Genomic DNA, 13,555 nt, shown 5'->3' with positions numbered 1-13,555 from the left:
CATGGAACAGCGCATCTTCTCGCGGAATATCGTCACGCCCCAGGGCCTGGTGCGCGGCGAGCTGGTGGTGCGGGGCGAGGTGCTCCTCGCCGTCGAGGCTCGCGAGAGCCCGTCGGCCGACGCCCACGATTGGGGCGGCGACTGGCTCATTCCCGGTCTCGTGGATATCCACACCGACAACCTGGAAAAGCATTACCAGCCCCGTCCCGGCGCCCTGTGGGACGCCTATGGCGCGGCCCTGGCCCACGACGGCCAGTGCGCCTCAGCCGGCATCACCACCGTGCTGGACTCCCTCAGCCTGCACGGGCGCAAGGAAGGTCTCGACCGCAAGGAAGCCCTCGGTCCCATGATCGCCGGCATGGATGCGGCCCAGGCTGACGGCGCCCTGCGCGCCGAGCACCTGCTCCACCTGCGCTGCGAGGTGACCAATCCCGAGCTGCTGACCCTGCTCGAGCCCCACGCCGACAATCCCCGCCTGAAACTGCTGTCGGTGATGGACCACACCCCCGGCCAGCGGCAGACCTCCAACGTGGCCGCCCTTGAAACCCGCATGGTGGCCGCTGGCCGCAGCGAGGCCGAGATCGACGAGATGATGGCCCGGCGCCATGCCGGTCGTGACCCTTCGGTGGCCCAGTCCAACCGCCGCAGCGTGGTGGCCTTCGCCCGCGAATACGGCGTGCCGATCTGCGCCCACGACGACGCCACCCTGGAGCATGTGCAGGAGGCCCACGACGACGGCTGCGTCATCGCCGAGTTCCCCGTCACCCTTGAGGCCGCGCTGAAGTCGAAGGTTTTTGGCATGGCCATCTGCATGGGCGGGCCGAACTTCGTGCGCGGCGGCTCGCACTCTGGCAATCTGTCGGCCCGTGAGTGCGCCCAGCACGACGTTCTCGACATCCTGGCCTCGGATTACGTGCCCCTCTCCATGCTCCGCTCCGCCTTCATGCTGATCGACGACATGGGCTGGACGCCGCAGAAGGCCCTGGCCACTGTCGCGGCCAACCCGGCCCGCAGCCTGGGCCTGAATGACCGCGGCGAAATCGCGCCGGGCCAGCGCGCCGACATCGTCCGGGTCACGCGACGCTCTGCCGGATGGCCGGTCCCCACCGAGGTCTGGCTGCGGGGCCAGCGGACCGCATGACCGCCCGCTACGCGATCTACTACGCCCCGCGGCCGGGCACGCGGCTGTGGGACAAGGCGTCGGCCTGGCTGGGCGCCGACGCCTACACAGGCGCCGCGGCGTCACGCCGCCCCCTGCCCGGCCTCGACGCGCTGGACCTGGACGCCTTGACGCAAGACCCTCGCGGTTACGGTTTCCACGGGACGCTCAAGGCGCCCTTCGAACTCGCGCCCGGGCGCGGCGAGGCCGAACTGCTGGCGGCGGTCGGGCGACGGGCCGCGGGCCTGCCCCCCTTCGAGGTCCCGATCGCGCCCGCCGCCCTGGGCCGGTTCCTGGCCTTCCAGCTCCAGCAGCCCTCGCCGGAGATGCAGGCCCTGCACGCCCTCTGTGTCCGCGACTTCGACACCTTCCGCGCGCCGCTGTCGGACGCCGACCTGGCGCGCCGCCGCAAGGCCCCGCTGACCCCGGAGCAGGACGCGCGCCTGGTGGAATGGGGCTATCCCCATGTCCTCGAGGACTTCCGCTTCCACATGACCCTCACCGGGTCCATCCGTGACGACGCCGTCCGGACCCGTGTCCTGGCCGTGCTGCGCGATCACTTCATGGAGGAGACCGGGCCGCACCTGTTCGACGGCCTGGCGGTCTTCAAGCAGGACGACCGAGAGGCGCGGTTCCGGATTCTGGAGCGGTTCAGCTTCAGCGCCTGAGGGCGGCCAGGAAGCGGGCCACGCCCTCCTGTGGCGTGCTGTCGTTCTGAACCACCACCACATCGTCGCCCGTGACCGGTATGGCCTCGGCGCGAGCCAGGCGCTGTGCGATGTCGGCCGCGCTCTCACGACCCCGCTGTGACAGCCGGTGGGCCAGGATTTCGGGATCTGCGGTCACCACCAGCACCCTCAGGGCGCCGAAGCTGGCCCGGGCCGCGTCCAGCACGGCGCGCGAGACATTGACGACCACGGTGCGGTCGAGAGCCAGGTCGTCGGCGATCTCGGCCGGGATTCCATAGGCCAGCCCGTGAGCCCGCCAGGTCAGGGCGTAGCCGCCGGCGGCCTCGCGGGCGACGAACTGGTCCTCGTCGACGGGGTCATGGTCCTCGCCGCCCGCCTCGGCCGGGCGGGTGATCTCGCGGCGGGGAAAGACGAATTCGGGATCACCGTCGAGCGCCGCCCGGGCGCCGTCCAGCAGAGTGTCCTTGCCGGCCCCGGAGGGCCCGACCACGAGCACAAGCATGCCGGCCTCAGGCGTACTTTTCGACGAAGGCGTCGGCGTCGAGGTCGCGGAAATCGTCGATGGCGTCGGCGAGGCGCTCATGGCTCCAGTCCCACCAGGAAACCGCCAGCAGACCATCCTGGACAGCCTTGGGGAAGCGCTCACGGATCGGCTTGGAGGGAACCCCGCCGACGATGGTGAAGGGCGGCACGTCCTTGGACACCACAGCCCCCGCGCCCACCACCGAGCCGGTGCCGATGCTCACCCCGGGCAGGACGGTGGCGCCGTGGCCGATCCAGACGTCGTGGCCCAGGGTCACGGTGTGCGACCGCCGCCATTCGAAGAAGTCGTGATCGTCCTCGGGGCCCAGCTCGTAGGAGCGGGTGCGGTAGGTGAAGTGGTGCAGCGCGGCCTTCCAGGTCGGGTGGTTGCCGGGGTTGAGCCGTGCGTCCCGGGCGATCGAGCAGAACTTGCCGATCTCCGCATAGTTGGCCGAGGCGTCGTTGACGATGTAGCTGTAGGCGCCCATCGAGACTTCGGAAAAGCTGGTGCGGGCCCCGACGCGGGTCCAGGGCCCCAGGATCGAGTCGTGCACCTGGGCGTCCTTGTGCACCACCGGCGCCGCGCTATCGCGGGCCTCGGCCGGCTCTTGTTGAACATAGCGGTCGAAATAGAGGTAACCGTCCTCGAGCGGCCGATCGGCCAGACGCAGCCTCATCAGGCGGCCGCCACGACGCTGAAGGGTTCGGGGGCGCTGGTGCGCCCGCCATAGACGCGGTCCAGCACCGCGGGGGTGAGCGCGCTCGGCGGACCGTCGAACACCACGGCGCCCTTGGCCATGGCGATCACCCGGGTGCAGTAGCGCCGCGCGATGTCCAGGCTGTGCAGGTTGACGATCACCGGCACATTGCGCTCCCGGCAGATCTTCTGGAGGGCCTCCATGACCACCTCGGCGTTGACCGGGTCGAGGGAGGCCACGGGCTCATCGGCCAGGACCAGGTCGGGATCCTGTAGCATGGCGCGCGCGATGGCGACCCGCTGCTGCTGTCCGCCCGACAGGGTGCCCGCTCGCTGCAGGGCCGCGGAGGCCATGTCCAGGGCGTCGAGCTCCAGGATGGCGCGGGCCCGGTCGGAGGCGGGGAAGAATTTGATCAGCGAACTGAACAGCGGGCGCTCGCCCACCACGCCCACCAGGACATTGGTGATGACGTCCAGGCGGGGGCTGAGGTTGAACTGCTGGAAGATCATGGCGCAGCGACGGCGCCACTTGCGCAGGGGCGCACCCTTCAGGTGACTGACGTCATCGCCGTCCCAGGTGATCTTGCCCTCGCTCGGGTCGCTGAGGCGGTTGATGAGCCGCAGCAGGGTCGACTTGCCGGCCCCCGATCGGCCGATGATCCCCACCAGCTCACCTCGTTTGCAGGAAAACGACACGCTGTTCACCGCCAGGGTTTCGCCGAAGCGCTTGCTGACGCCATGCAGTTCGAGCATCGGACCTCCAGGTACAGACCTATGAGCGGACGCTAGCGGCGCGCCGTGACCCGGACGTGACGGCGGGGCGATCGGGCGCTGGACCAAGGGGCGATTTGTCGGCGTCGCGTCCGCGTCACCGGTTCACGTTATGGTGTCAGGAGCGCGGAGGATTTGATGGCCGATTTCCTGGTGATCGGCGCCCTGGCGCTGGACCGGCCGGTGCGGCTGAGCGGGCCTCTGGAGTCCGGCGGCCGCGTGCTGGGCAAGAGCCTGGACGGCGCCCTGGCTGGACGGCTGGGGGGTGGCGCGGCGAACGCAGGGGTCGCCCTGGCGCGCGCCGGCCACCAGGTCGCGGTCGGCGGAGTGGTGGCGGCCGACGCCGATGGCGACGCCTGCCTGGCCCTGGTCCGGGCAGCCGGGCTGGACACCCGCCACGTCATTCGCAGGGACGGCGCCAGCCGCACCACCTTGATCCTCATCGAGCCCGGGGGTGAGCGCCTGGTCCTCGGCCTGGATGTCGAGCCGGTCAAGCCGCCGACCCTGCCCCCGCCCGAGTCCGACGCGGCGTTCGACGGCCTCTATGTCCGCGCGCCCTACCCAGGGGCGGAAGCCTGGGCGGCGGCCTGCCAGGGTCCCGTGGTGGCCCACTGGCCGGCAGGCGGATTCGCGGGTCCCTGCGATGTCCTGGTGGCCTCGATGGACGACTGCGACGCCGCCACCCTGGCCGATCCCTTCGCCGCCGGACGGGCCCAGGTTGGTGAGCGGCTGAGCTGGATGGTCCTGACCCGGGGCGGTCACGGCGTCACGGCCCATGACGGCCGGCGTATCCTGCGGGCCACGCCGCGGCCGACCACGGTGGTGGACGCCACGGGCGCCGGGGACTGCTTCGCCGCCGGCCTGCTCGAGGCCCTGACGGCCGGCGCGGACATGCAGGCGGCGCTCGCCCACGCCTGCGCCTGGGGGACCGTGTCCGTCGGCCTCGACGCCTCGGCCCCGCTGGACGGCTCGTTTCCGGCCTTCAGGCCAGCCGCTTCCTGAGCTGCTGGGAGACGGTGTCCAGGGCCGCGACGCAGATCATGTAGAGGCCGATAATGAAGAACACCTGGTCGAAGGCGAAGATGCGGATGCGCTCCTCCAGCTCGAACCCGATCCCGCCGGCCCCGACGATGCCCAGCACCGCGGCGTTGCGGAAGTTGCTCTCCAGGAAGAACAGCACCTGGCTGGCCATGATCGGCGTCACCTGCGGGGCGAGGCCGTAGCGCAGCACCATCAGGGGCGAGGCGCCGGCGGCGCGGACACCCTCCAGGGGCCTTTCGTCGCCGTTCTCGATCGCCTCGGAGAACAGCTTGGCCAGGCTCGGCACATCGGCGAGCGCCAGGGCGATCACGCCGCCGAAGGGTCCAAGCCCGAAGGCCGAGACCAGGATCAGGGCCCAGACCAGCGCTGGGACGCCCCGGAACCAGTCCAGCACCCGGCGAAAGGCGAAGTGCAGCACAGGCTGCCCCACCACCGTCTTGGCGCCCAGCACCCCCAGGGGCAGAGCCGCCAGCGCGGCCAGCACCGTGCCGGCGAAGGCCATGGCGAAGGTTTCGGCCAGGGCCTTGAGAATGCGGGGCAGATCGCCACCGTCGCTGGGGGGGAAGGCTCCGGCGGTAAGCTGGCCGAACTTGTCCATCCCGGCGAGCATGGCCTCGGGCGCCAGCTTCAGGTCGATGCACATGGCCACGAACGCGGCGACCCCCAGCACGACCAGTCCCATGCGCTGCAGACGCGCGGCCCCACTGGCGCGCATGGCTTGGGGCGCCAGCAGCAGGGCGCGGGCGTGATTCTCGCGGGTCATCGCGCTTCCCCCAGGCCGATCAGGCGATGGCGAATAGCTTCGGAGGCCATGTCGATCAGGAAGATCATGCCGACGATCAGCAGCAGGATCGCCAGGTAGGTGTCGAACTCGGTGTAGGTGATGGCCCGCTGCAGCTCGATGCCGATGCCGCCGGCGCCCACGATGCCCAGAGCCGCGGCGCCGCCCAGGTTCCCCTCCAGCCGGATCAGGGCGTAGGAGGCGTAGTTGGGCAGGACCTGGGGGATCACACCGTAGCGGATCTTGCGGATAAGGCCGGTGCCCGACGCCTCCATCGCTTCCAGCTGCCGAGCGTCGACCTCCTCATTGATCTCGGCGAACAGCTTGCCCAGCCCCCCCATGGTGGAGATGGCCAGGGTGATGACCCCGGCCAGCGGGCCGACCCCGAAGGCGGCAACGAGCAGGAGCGCCAGCACCAGGTCCGGCAAGGTTCGGATCGCCTCGAGAGTCCGCCGCACGGTGAAGCGCACCGCCGCAATGGGCATCAGGTTGCGCGCGCAGAGGAAGGAGGCGAACAGGCCACCGATCGCGCCGAAAACCGTGGCCACGATAGCCATCTCCACGGTCTGCCACCCCAGCTTCAGCCAGACCGGCAGGTCATAGAACCACCAGGCCATGGAGCCGGTCGTCCTGCGGTCTTCCAGCAGGACATCGCCCTTCAGGTCCGGGATCATTCGATTGAAGAAGTCGCCGATCCGCCCCAAGGGGTCGCCGCCGATATCGGAGGAGAAGAACTGACTGCGCTGGAACGAGATCAGCAGGATGGCCGAGAAGATCAGCAGGCCGACCAGGGCCTCCAGGCGCTGGCGGCGTAGGGTTCGCCGGCGCAGCGCTTCGAACTCGGCCACGGCCGTCATCGCGTGGCCACCAGGGCCAGGGCCTCGGTGGGCTCGAACTCAGCGGCCTTAGGCGTCCAGGATGAGGCCCAGGTGAAGGCGGCCCTGTTCTCCAGGTGCATCGGCATATGGATGCCGATCAGGCGGTAACGAGTCTCGTTGGCGATGTCCTTGCGCACGACGATCGCCTGCGCGGCCTGGGGGCGCGCCTTCAGCAGAACCTTGAGGTCACTGCAAAGCGGCTTGGCCTTGGGATCGTCGGGCATGCAGAGCCGCTGCCAGGCCGCCGCGTGCAGGACGATGGCGTCAGCCTCTCCAGACCGCAGCTTGTCGAGCGCGTCAGCGGCGTCGGCCGCCGCCACTTCAGCCTTGAGGACATCAACGCCAAACCCTCGCTCGGCGAGGACCCTGCTGGGCAGGGCTCGGGCGGCCGGCATCGATCCGCCGAAGGCCAGGGTCTTGCCGCGCAGATCCTCCAGCCGCTTCACGGGACCCGCGGCCGGCGCCGCCACCACCACCGGAATGCGGTTCAGTCCGCCCTCGGGGCGGATCGTGAGGATGGCGCGAGTCGTCGCCGCCACCGGGGCGAAGCTCACCGGATCAAGAAGGGCCATGTCGAGGCTTCCGGCCGCCAGCGCGGCGGCGGCGGCGGCCTGGTCGGCCACCGGGCACTTCAGCACCTTCACGTCGAGCCGCTTGGCGAGATGATCGTAATAGGCCTTCTCGCCAGGCGCCGCGGTGGCGTCCAGCGGCGCGCAGGGGCCCGCCGTCGGCGTCACGGCGGCGATGCGCAGGCTGGTGGCGGGCGGCTTGTCCGCGGCCGCCACGAGGACGATGGCGGAGACCGCCAGCAGGATCTTCCTCACGGCCGGCCTCCTTGTCCGCGACGCTGCGCGATGTCGGCGGCGCGCAGGGCGATGACGTCCTTGTAGTGTTCGCGAGTGACCGAGGTGTAGGCCGACCCGTCCAGTTGTCCGACGTCCACCCACAGGTCGGGTTCGTCATAGGGCAGCGCGCCCATTGTGCCGCGAACGGTGTCGATCAGCGGCTGCGGCCGGTCGGTGCGGACGACGAAGGCCTCGCTGGGAATGGGTCCGGCCGTCCAGATGATGCGGAAGTCCTTGAGGTCCACCAGCTTGCGGCGGGCCATGGTGTGCAGCGCGCCTCGGCTGAAGCCATTCACCGGGTCGCCGCCGCTGGCCTGCAGGATCGCCCCGTCGAACTGACCGTTGGCCAGGGCCATCACCGCCTGGGTATGGCCGCCGGCGAAGGAGGTCTTGCCGAAATAGGTGTCGGGGTCGATGCCCTCCTCGCGCAGCCTGGCGCGGGGCACGAGGTAGCCGGAGGTGGAGTTGAAATCCACATAGCCTAGGGACCGGCCCTTCATGTCGGCCAGGGTGCGGATCGGACTGTCGGCGCGGACGACGATGGTCGAGTAGTAGCCGGTGCCCCCCTCGGCCTGGCGGGTCGTCAGGATCGGGGCTGCGAGAGGGCCGATCTGGGCGTCGACATTGGCGTAGCCGCCGCCGGCCATCTGGGCCAGATCGACCTGGCCGGAGGACAGGGCCTGGATGACGCCGTTGTAGTCGGAGCTCTCGTACAGCTTGACAGGCAGGCCGATGGCCTCGCTCAGCCGAGCCCGGTAGAGGCTCCGCCGCTTGACGATCCTGGGGTCGTCATTGCTTCCGCTGACAGCCATGCGGATCTCTTTGATTCCGCTGCGCCAGTCACCGGTGTCGGCCACCGGCGTCTTCTCACCGCACCCCGCCAGGGTGACGCCGAGGCCAAGGGCCACCGCGGCGGAAAACCATGCTGATCGAGCCATTGCGCACTCCCGGCTCCGGCGGCCCGGAGCGACGATGCAGCGTTGCCTCCAAGCCGTGTCGTGGCGGTGACGGCCATATGACAGTCTTCGGTCGCCGTTGAGATTTGTCAGGGTGAGGACATTGAGAACCTAGTTCGGCGCGGCTTTCCGTCTCGCTCCCGCGCGCCCGTCGATAGGGCCTGCGCCAGGCGTACGTTCCGCATGACGGAACACTATTCCGTCTATTGGAATCGACTTCAGCTGTGTGCGAAGATCGGTGTCGCTGACGCGAGCTCTGGAGCAGATCATGACCAGCCTTGACCATCCGACCCTGGGCGCCGTGCGAAGCGCCGAGGCCAAGCTGTTCCCCATCGTCGAGACGACGGAGGGCAAGGTGCGGGGGCTGAGATCCGGCCGGATCTCGGTCTTCAAGGGCCTGCGCTACGGCGCCGACACCTCCGGCGCGAACCGGTTCCTGCCGCCGCAGCCGGTGGAGCCTTGGGCCGGGGTCCGCGACGCCCTCGACTATGGCAATATCGCGCCCCAGATCCCCGGCGACCGGCGCCACGCCTACGCCGACCTGATCCTCAACGATGTGCAGCCTGGCGGCATGGGCGAAGACTGCCTGGTGCTGAACCTCTGGACGCCCGACCCCAGCCCGGGAGCCCGGAAACCTGTCATCGTGCGGTTCCACGGCGGCGGCTTCTATGGCGGCTCCAGCAACAATCCGGGCGGCGACGGCGAGATGCTGGCCCGCTTCGGCGACTGCGTGGTGGTGACGGTGAACCACCGCCTCAGCGCCCTGGGCTATCTCTATCTCGGCGACGACGGCCCGCTGGCCGACTCCGGTGCGGCTGGCATGCAGGACCTGGTGGCGTCGCTGCGGTGGGTGGCGCGCAATGTCGAGGCCTTCGGCGGCGATCCTAGCCGCGTCCTGATCGTGGGTCAGTCCGGCGGCGGCGCGAAGGTGAGCCACCTGCTGGCCATGCCGGGGGCCAAGGGCCTGTTCTCCAGCGCCGGCGTGATGAGCGGATCGCGGCTGACGGCCATGACCCGCGAACAGGGGGCCAAGGCCGCGGACCTGCTGCTGCGCCAGCTCGGCCTGCGGGCGGACCAGATCAAGGAATTGCGGGCTGTCCCCTTCGCCACCCTGCTGGCCGCACAGGCCGAGGTCGAGGCCGAAGACCGGGCGCGCGGCGAGGCCCCGAGGTCCTTCGCCCCCCTGATCGGAGATGCGATCCCGCACCATCCCTTCACCCCCGGCGCGCCCACGGAATCGCTGGACATTCCCCTGGTGATCTCCACCGCCCTGGATGAGCGCACCTATCGCGAGACCCGGTTCGACATGGCGTGGGACGAGGTTAGCAAGAACCTGGACCACCGCGTCGGCGCCGACGCCGACATGCTGCTGTCGGCCTATCGCGACGACGATCCCAATGCGACGGCCTTCATCATCAACGCCCGCATCAACTCCGACACCACCTTCCGCCTGGGCGCCGACACCATGCTCGAGCGCCGGCTGGCGGCTGGCGGCGCGCCGACCTGGTCCTATCTCTGGGCCAGTCCCAGCCCGGCCTTCGGCGGTCGCTACGGCGCGGTGCATGGCATCGACGTCGCGTATTCGATGCACGACATCCGCTTCCCGCTGGCCGGTCCCACGGCCGACAATCTGCGGCTGGCCGACGAGATCGCCTCGGCCTGGGTGGCCCTGGCGGCCACGGGCTCGCCGGCCAATCCCAAGACCCCCGCCTGGCCGGCCTACGACCTCACCGCCCGCAACACCCTGGTCTTCGGCCAGCCCACCCAGGCCCAGAGCGACCCCCGGCGGTTCTTCCGCGAGTACTGGTCCAAGGCCGCCGCCGCCCGGCGGCCCTGAGGATCAACGGCCGGCGTGGGGTGAAACGCTGACGGAGCGCTCCGTCGTGCTAAGGCTCGCCCTCCTGCGCACGGAGACCGCCATGGAAGGCCCGACATCCCACTTCTATTTCTCGCAGCGGCTGCGTCTGCACTATGTCGACTGGGGCAATGAGACGGCCCCGCCGCTGGTCCTGGTCCATGGCGGTCGCGACCACTGCCGCAACTGGGACTGGGTCGCCGCGCGGCTTCGCGACCGCTACCACGTGATCGCGCCGGATCTTCGGGGCCATGGCGACAGCGCCTGGGCGGTCGGTGGCGGCTATGACAACGCAGCCTACCTCTACGACCTGGCCCAGATCATCCATCAGAAGGGCATGGCGCCGGCGACCATCATCTCCCATTCCCTGGGAGCAGGGATCGCGCTGAACTACTGCGGAGCCTTTCCCGACAGCGTGAAGAAGATCGTCGCCATCGAGGGCCTGGGCCCGTCCCCGGACGTGATGGCCGAGCAGGCCAAGCGCACGGTGGAGGAGCGCCTGCGCGCCTGGATCGATGACCGGCGCAAGAACTCCGGCCGCACGCCGCGCCGCTACGCCAGCCTCGACGAGGCGGTCGCCCGCATGGCCGAGCAAAACCCCCACCTCTCGCCCGAACAGGCCCGCCACCTGACCATCTACGGCGTCAACCAGAACGAAGACGGGACCTATAGCTGGAAGTTCGACAACCACGCCGGCGGCGGGGTCGGCGGCCTCAGTCACTCCGACCAGCACCGCCTGTGGGGCCAGATCACCGCCCCCGTGCTGCTGGTGCGGGGCGCCGAGTCCTGGGCGTCGGATCCGGTCATCGACGGCCGCATCCAGCACTTCACCAACGCCAGGCTGGTGAATTTCGAGGGCGCCGGCCACTGGGTCCACCACGACAGGCTTGAGGCCTTCATGGCCGAGGTGGAGACTTTCCTGGCCGAGTAGCCACGCTCTCCCGACGCCTGTCTGCGGAACTGCCGGGAGGGCCGGGAACTTTCATCTGCGAACCCTCAGGAGAATGCAGATGAGCAAGCCGCAGACACCGGGCCGCGAGGCCAACGCCGCCCAGCCCCTGGGCGACCGTAAGGGGCTGGTTTCCGACAAGGGCACGAAGCGCACGGCCGAGAAGGAGCAACGCTCGGCCGGCCCCGACGGGCCAGACGCCGGCGTCATCGGGGCGACCTTCAAGAAGTAGGCCGGCCTGCTGGGGCCGCCTGGCGCGGCTTCAGCCGCCCGCCGCGGGGCGGAAGCGTGGGAACCGCCCGTCCATCCCCCCGTTACTTCGGTCCACCAGACAGGGCGGCCGAGGCCGCACAGGACCATGCTCAGTCTCTCGACCGCCGCCGGCTTCTCCCACTCGATCTCAGACGGTTGCTGGTCCTGGGCGACCTTCCCCCCCGACGGGCGCACACGCGCCTCGGGCGCCGCAGGCGCCCGCGCCATGGCGGCCGCCGAGATCGTTCCCGACATCTGCCAGGCCTGGACGCGGGGCGCGGCCGTCGCCGCCTAGCGCTGCATGTGACGCGGGTCCCCAGGCCGCGATCACCCAAGTATCTCCAACTCCACAGGGACACACCATGCCCGCTGAAAAGTCGCCCAAGCCCCACCAAGACGCCACCATCACCGGCGAGCCGGAACTGCTGGACGACGGGCAGGAGGAGGCCTTCTCCTACACGGCGATCGAGCGCGGCTTGGTGAAGGACCCGCTGGCGATGGATCCTGACCTCCTGCGGCCTGCAGACACGACCGACCGACCGCGACGAGAAGCCGGAACTGACCGGCCAGTGATCCCGCCGCACAGCCCCACCCGACCCATCCAGGACGCTTGATGCCCGCCGAAGTCGCCAAGGCCGATCCCGTCGCCCCACTTACGCGCGCGATGGACGCCGCCTTCTCGGGAGATGCCGAGATGCTGCGGGGCCTTGCCGCCGTGGTCGCCTCGTTCTCCGTCCGCATCGTCGTGGCCATCGTCATCCTGGCCATCACCCTATGGGCGGCCAAACGCGTCGCCCGCGTGACCGAACGCGGCATGCAGCGGTTCAGTCGTCACACCCCGGCCGACAAGACCCTGGCGGACTTCGCCTCGGCCCTGGTGAAATACCTGATCATCGCTATCGGCCTGATCGCGGTGCTGCAGCAGCTTGGGGTGCAGACGACGTCGGTCCTGGCGGTTCTCGGCGCCGCGTCCCTGGCGATCGGCCTGGCGCTCCAGGGTACTCTGGGCAACGTCGCCGCCGGCGTGATGATCCTGTTGCAGAGACCCTATCGCGTCGGGGACCGCGTCGAGTTGAACGGCCGGCAGGGCGTGGTGTCAGGGCTCGATCTCTTCAACACTCGGCTGCTCGACTATGACGGCCTGACGGTCTACCTGCCGAACGGCAAGGTGTTCGGCGACATGATCGTCAACCTTTCCCAGGCCGGGCGGCGGCGCATCGACCTGGTCTTTGGCGTCGACTATGAGGACGACCTCGACCTCGCCCTGGAGCTGCTGCTGACGATCGCCGGGGAGGACAAGCGGGTGCTGTCCTCTCCGCCGCCCTGGTCCAAGGTCACCGCCCTCGCCGACAGCAGCGTCAGCGTGTCCCTGCGCTGCTGGACGACGCCGGACGAGTGGATGGATACGAGGTTCGACCTGGTCAACGGGTCAAGGAGGCCTTCCAGGCCCGCGGCCTGAGCTTCCCCTACCCTCACCAGGTGATGGCCGAACGGGTCCGCCATACATCCGACGGCGCCACCGCCTGGAGCGCGAGGTGATGGCGGTGAGGGATGTCGCGATGGTCAGCAGGTTCTTGACCCGGTGGCTCATCTCGCCGGCCAGCAGCTCGTTGGCCTCTTCGGCTTGAACCGATGATGCAGGCCAGGCGGCCCTGCATCATCGGCTGGCCGGGTCAGCGCGAGGCGAGTTTCAGGCGCTTCAGACGCATGTGTTCGGAACTGCGCATGCACTTTGCGCCGCTCCAGGCCGCGTCGGACTTCACGGCTTCTTCGGCGGTGACAAACTCGACAGCGCCATAGGCGCGGGCGAATGAGCGGCGAGTGAGGTCTTCATTGTCGCAAACAAAGACTTTCCGCGTCGCGGGCTCTGTCCTGGTCGCGTGAGCGGCCGCGTCCTTGGCCGCGACGGCGACCGACTTCGCCGCTTGGGCGTTTGCGGCGCCCAGGCTCACGGCGGCGATGACGGCCCCCAGCAATAACGAACGCATGGCCTTCTCCCTAAAAAGAGGCCGGTTCAATCCGGCTTGACCACAGGATACGCCCTTTTGGGTTGTTGTGAAGTTTATGTGACTATGCGCCGCAGAAACACGGAAGCGTCATGAAAGGCGGCGCCCGTTGGCGGCTCCGCAGGGATGCCTGCGACCGACCTGGCTCCGCGGA

18 protein-coding genes are annotated in these 13,555 nt (G+C 69.5%); 9 read left to right on the top strand and 9 right to left on the bottom strand.

Going from position 1 to position 13,555, the window contains the following annotated elements:
- Nucleotide 1 precedes the first annotated feature (1 nt).
- Both OCL97_RS02685 and OCL97_RS02680 read left to right on the top strand, forming a co-directional pair.
- Nucleotides 2-1,141 carry an alpha-D-ribose 1-methylphosphonate 5-triphosphate diphosphatase gene (locus OCL97_RS02685; protein WP_377367363.1) on the top strand — a complete coding sequence of 380 codons (1,140 nt, stop codon included), beginning with the start codon at nt 2-4 and terminating at the stop codon, nt 1,139-1,141.
- Nucleotides 1,138-1,827 (top strand): DUF1045 domain-containing protein, encoded by a 690-nt coding sequence (locus OCL97_RS02680; protein WP_377367361.1) that lies wholly within the window; start codon nt 1,138-1,140, stop codon nt 1,825-1,827. Before OCL97_RS02685 ends, OCL97_RS02680 begins: the two co-directional genes overlap by 4 nt.
- On the opposite strand, the gene phnN is transcribed toward OCL97_RS02680, so the two are convergent.
- Genes phnN through phnC form a run of 3 tightly spaced genes read right to left on the bottom strand, consistent with a single transcriptional unit; the run spans nt 1,817 to nt 3,820 of the window.
- Nucleotides 1,817-2,350 carry a phosphonate metabolism protein/1,5-bisphosphokinase (PRPP-forming) PhnN gene (gene phnN, locus OCL97_RS02675; RefSeq protein WP_377367359.1) on the bottom strand — a complete coding sequence of 178 codons (534 nt, stop codon included), beginning with the start codon at nt 2,348-2,350 and terminating at the stop codon, nt 1,817-1,819. The genes OCL97_RS02680 and phnN overlap by 11 nt on opposite strands.
- A 7-nt stretch (nt 2,351-2,357) precedes the next feature.
- A complete protein-coding gene (locus OCL97_RS02670; RefSeq protein ID WP_377367357.1) occupies nt 2,358-3,047 on the bottom strand; it encodes a DapH/DapD/GlmU-related protein in 690 nt (229 codons plus the stop codon).
- The gene (gene phnC / locus OCL97_RS02665; protein ID WP_377367355.1) at nt 3,047-3,820 is read right to left on the bottom strand and encodes a phosphonate ABC transporter ATP-binding protein; all 774 of its coding nucleotides are present in this window, start codon (nt 3,818-3,820) and stop codon (nt 3,047-3,049) included. Before phnC ends, OCL97_RS02670 begins: the two co-directional genes overlap by 1 nt.
- A gap of 156 nt (nt 3,821-3,976) precedes the next feature.
- Here phnC and OCL97_RS02660 point away from each other — a divergent pair, with 156 nt between their 5' ends.
- On the top strand, nt 3,977-4,840 hold the full coding sequence (locus tag OCL97_RS02660) for a carbohydrate kinase family protein (RefSeq protein ID WP_377367353.1): 864 nt from the start codon (nt 3,977-3,979) through the stop codon (nt 4,838-4,840).
- Here the strand turns inward: OCL97_RS02660 and phnE (OCL97_RS02655) are convergent.
- Genes phnE (OCL97_RS02655) through phnD form a run of 4 tightly spaced genes read right to left on the bottom strand, consistent with a single transcriptional unit; the run spans nt 4,821 to nt 8,321 of the window.
- A complete protein-coding gene (phnE, locus tag OCL97_RS02655) occupies nt 4,821-5,642 on the bottom strand; it encodes a phosphonate ABC transporter, permease protein PhnE (RefSeq protein WP_377367351.1) in 822 nt (273 codons plus the stop codon). The two genes, OCL97_RS02660 and phnE (OCL97_RS02655), sit on opposite strands and share 20 nt — an antisense overlap.
- The gene (phnE, locus tag OCL97_RS02650) at nt 5,639-6,508 is read right to left on the bottom strand and encodes a phosphonate ABC transporter, permease protein PhnE (RefSeq protein ID WP_377367349.1); all 870 of its coding nucleotides are present in this window, start codon (nt 6,506-6,508) and stop codon (nt 5,639-5,641) included. The genes phnE (OCL97_RS02655) and phnE (OCL97_RS02650) overlap by 4 nt, the downstream gene beginning before the upstream one ends.
- Before the next feature lie 5 nt (nt 6,509-6,513).
- Entirely contained in the window at nt 6,514-7,362 is an 849-nt protein-coding gene (locus OCL97_RS02645; RefSeq protein ID WP_377367347.1) for a PhnD/SsuA/transferrin family substrate-binding protein, read from the bottom strand.
- Nucleotides 7,359-8,321 (bottom strand): phosphate/phosphite/phosphonate ABC transporter substrate-binding protein, encoded by a 963-nt coding sequence (gene phnD, locus OCL97_RS02640; RefSeq protein ID WP_377367345.1) that lies wholly within the window; start codon nt 8,319-8,321, stop codon nt 7,359-7,361. Before phnD ends, OCL97_RS02645 begins: the two co-directional genes overlap by 4 nt.
- A gap of 286 nt (nt 8,322-8,607) precedes the next feature.
- Here phnD and OCL97_RS02635 point away from each other — a divergent pair, with 286 nt between their 5' ends.
- The 6 genes from OCL97_RS02635 (at nt 8,608) to OCL97_RS02610 (ending at nt 12,854) form a co-directional block, all read left to right on the top strand.
- Entirely contained in the window at nt 8,608-10,176 is a 1,569-nt protein-coding gene (locus OCL97_RS02635) for a carboxylesterase/lipase family protein (protein ID WP_377367343.1), read from the top strand.
- Nucleotides 10,177-10,258: 82 nt separating this feature from the next.
- On the top strand, nt 10,259-11,125 hold the full coding sequence (locus tag OCL97_RS02630; protein ID WP_377367341.1) for an alpha/beta fold hydrolase: 867 nt from the start codon (nt 10,259-10,261) through the stop codon (nt 11,123-11,125).
- A gap of 79 nt (nt 11,126-11,204) precedes the next feature.
- On the top strand, nt 11,205-11,375 hold the full coding sequence (locus tag OCL97_RS02625) for a hypothetical protein (protein WP_304774982.1): 171 nt from the start codon (nt 11,205-11,207) through the stop codon (nt 11,373-11,375).
- A gap of 126 nt (nt 11,376-11,501) precedes the next feature.
- Complete coding sequence (locus OCL97_RS02620) at nt 11,502-11,690, top strand: hypothetical protein (RefSeq protein WP_377367339.1); 189 nt, start codon at nt 11,502-11,504, stop codon at nt 11,688-11,690.
- A gap of 67 nt (nt 11,691-11,757) precedes the next feature.
- Nucleotides 11,758-12,009 (top strand): hypothetical protein, encoded by a 252-nt coding sequence (locus OCL97_RS02615; RefSeq protein WP_377367337.1) that lies wholly within the window; start codon nt 11,758-11,760, stop codon nt 12,007-12,009.
- Entirely contained in the window at nt 12,009-12,854 is an 846-nt protein-coding gene (locus OCL97_RS02610) for a mechanosensitive ion channel family protein (protein ID WP_377367335.1), read from the top strand. The genes OCL97_RS02615 and OCL97_RS02610 overlap by 1 nt, the downstream gene beginning before the upstream one ends.
- Here the strand turns inward: OCL97_RS02610 and OCL97_RS02605 are convergent.
- Complete coding sequence (locus tag OCL97_RS02605) at nt 12,825-12,986, bottom strand: hypothetical protein (protein ID WP_377367333.1); 162 nt, start codon at nt 12,984-12,986, stop codon at nt 12,825-12,827. The two genes, OCL97_RS02610 and OCL97_RS02605, sit on opposite strands and share 30 nt — an antisense overlap.
- Nucleotides 12,987-13,068: 82 nt before the next feature.
- The gene (locus OCL97_RS02600; protein ID WP_377367331.1) at nt 13,069-13,383 is read right to left on the bottom strand and encodes a hypothetical protein; all 315 of its coding nucleotides are present in this window, start codon (nt 13,381-13,383) and stop codon (nt 13,069-13,071) included.
- Between the last annotated feature and the right edge of the window lie 172 nt (nt 13,384-13,555).

Origin of the sequence: Phenylobacterium ferrooxidans, assembly GCF_042714595.1 — a bacterium.
GTDB lineage: Bacteria > Pseudomonadota > Alphaproteobacteria > Caulobacterales > Caulobacteraceae > Phenylobacterium > Phenylobacterium ferrooxidans.
This window is presented reverse-complemented; position numbering and strand designations above follow the sequence as displayed.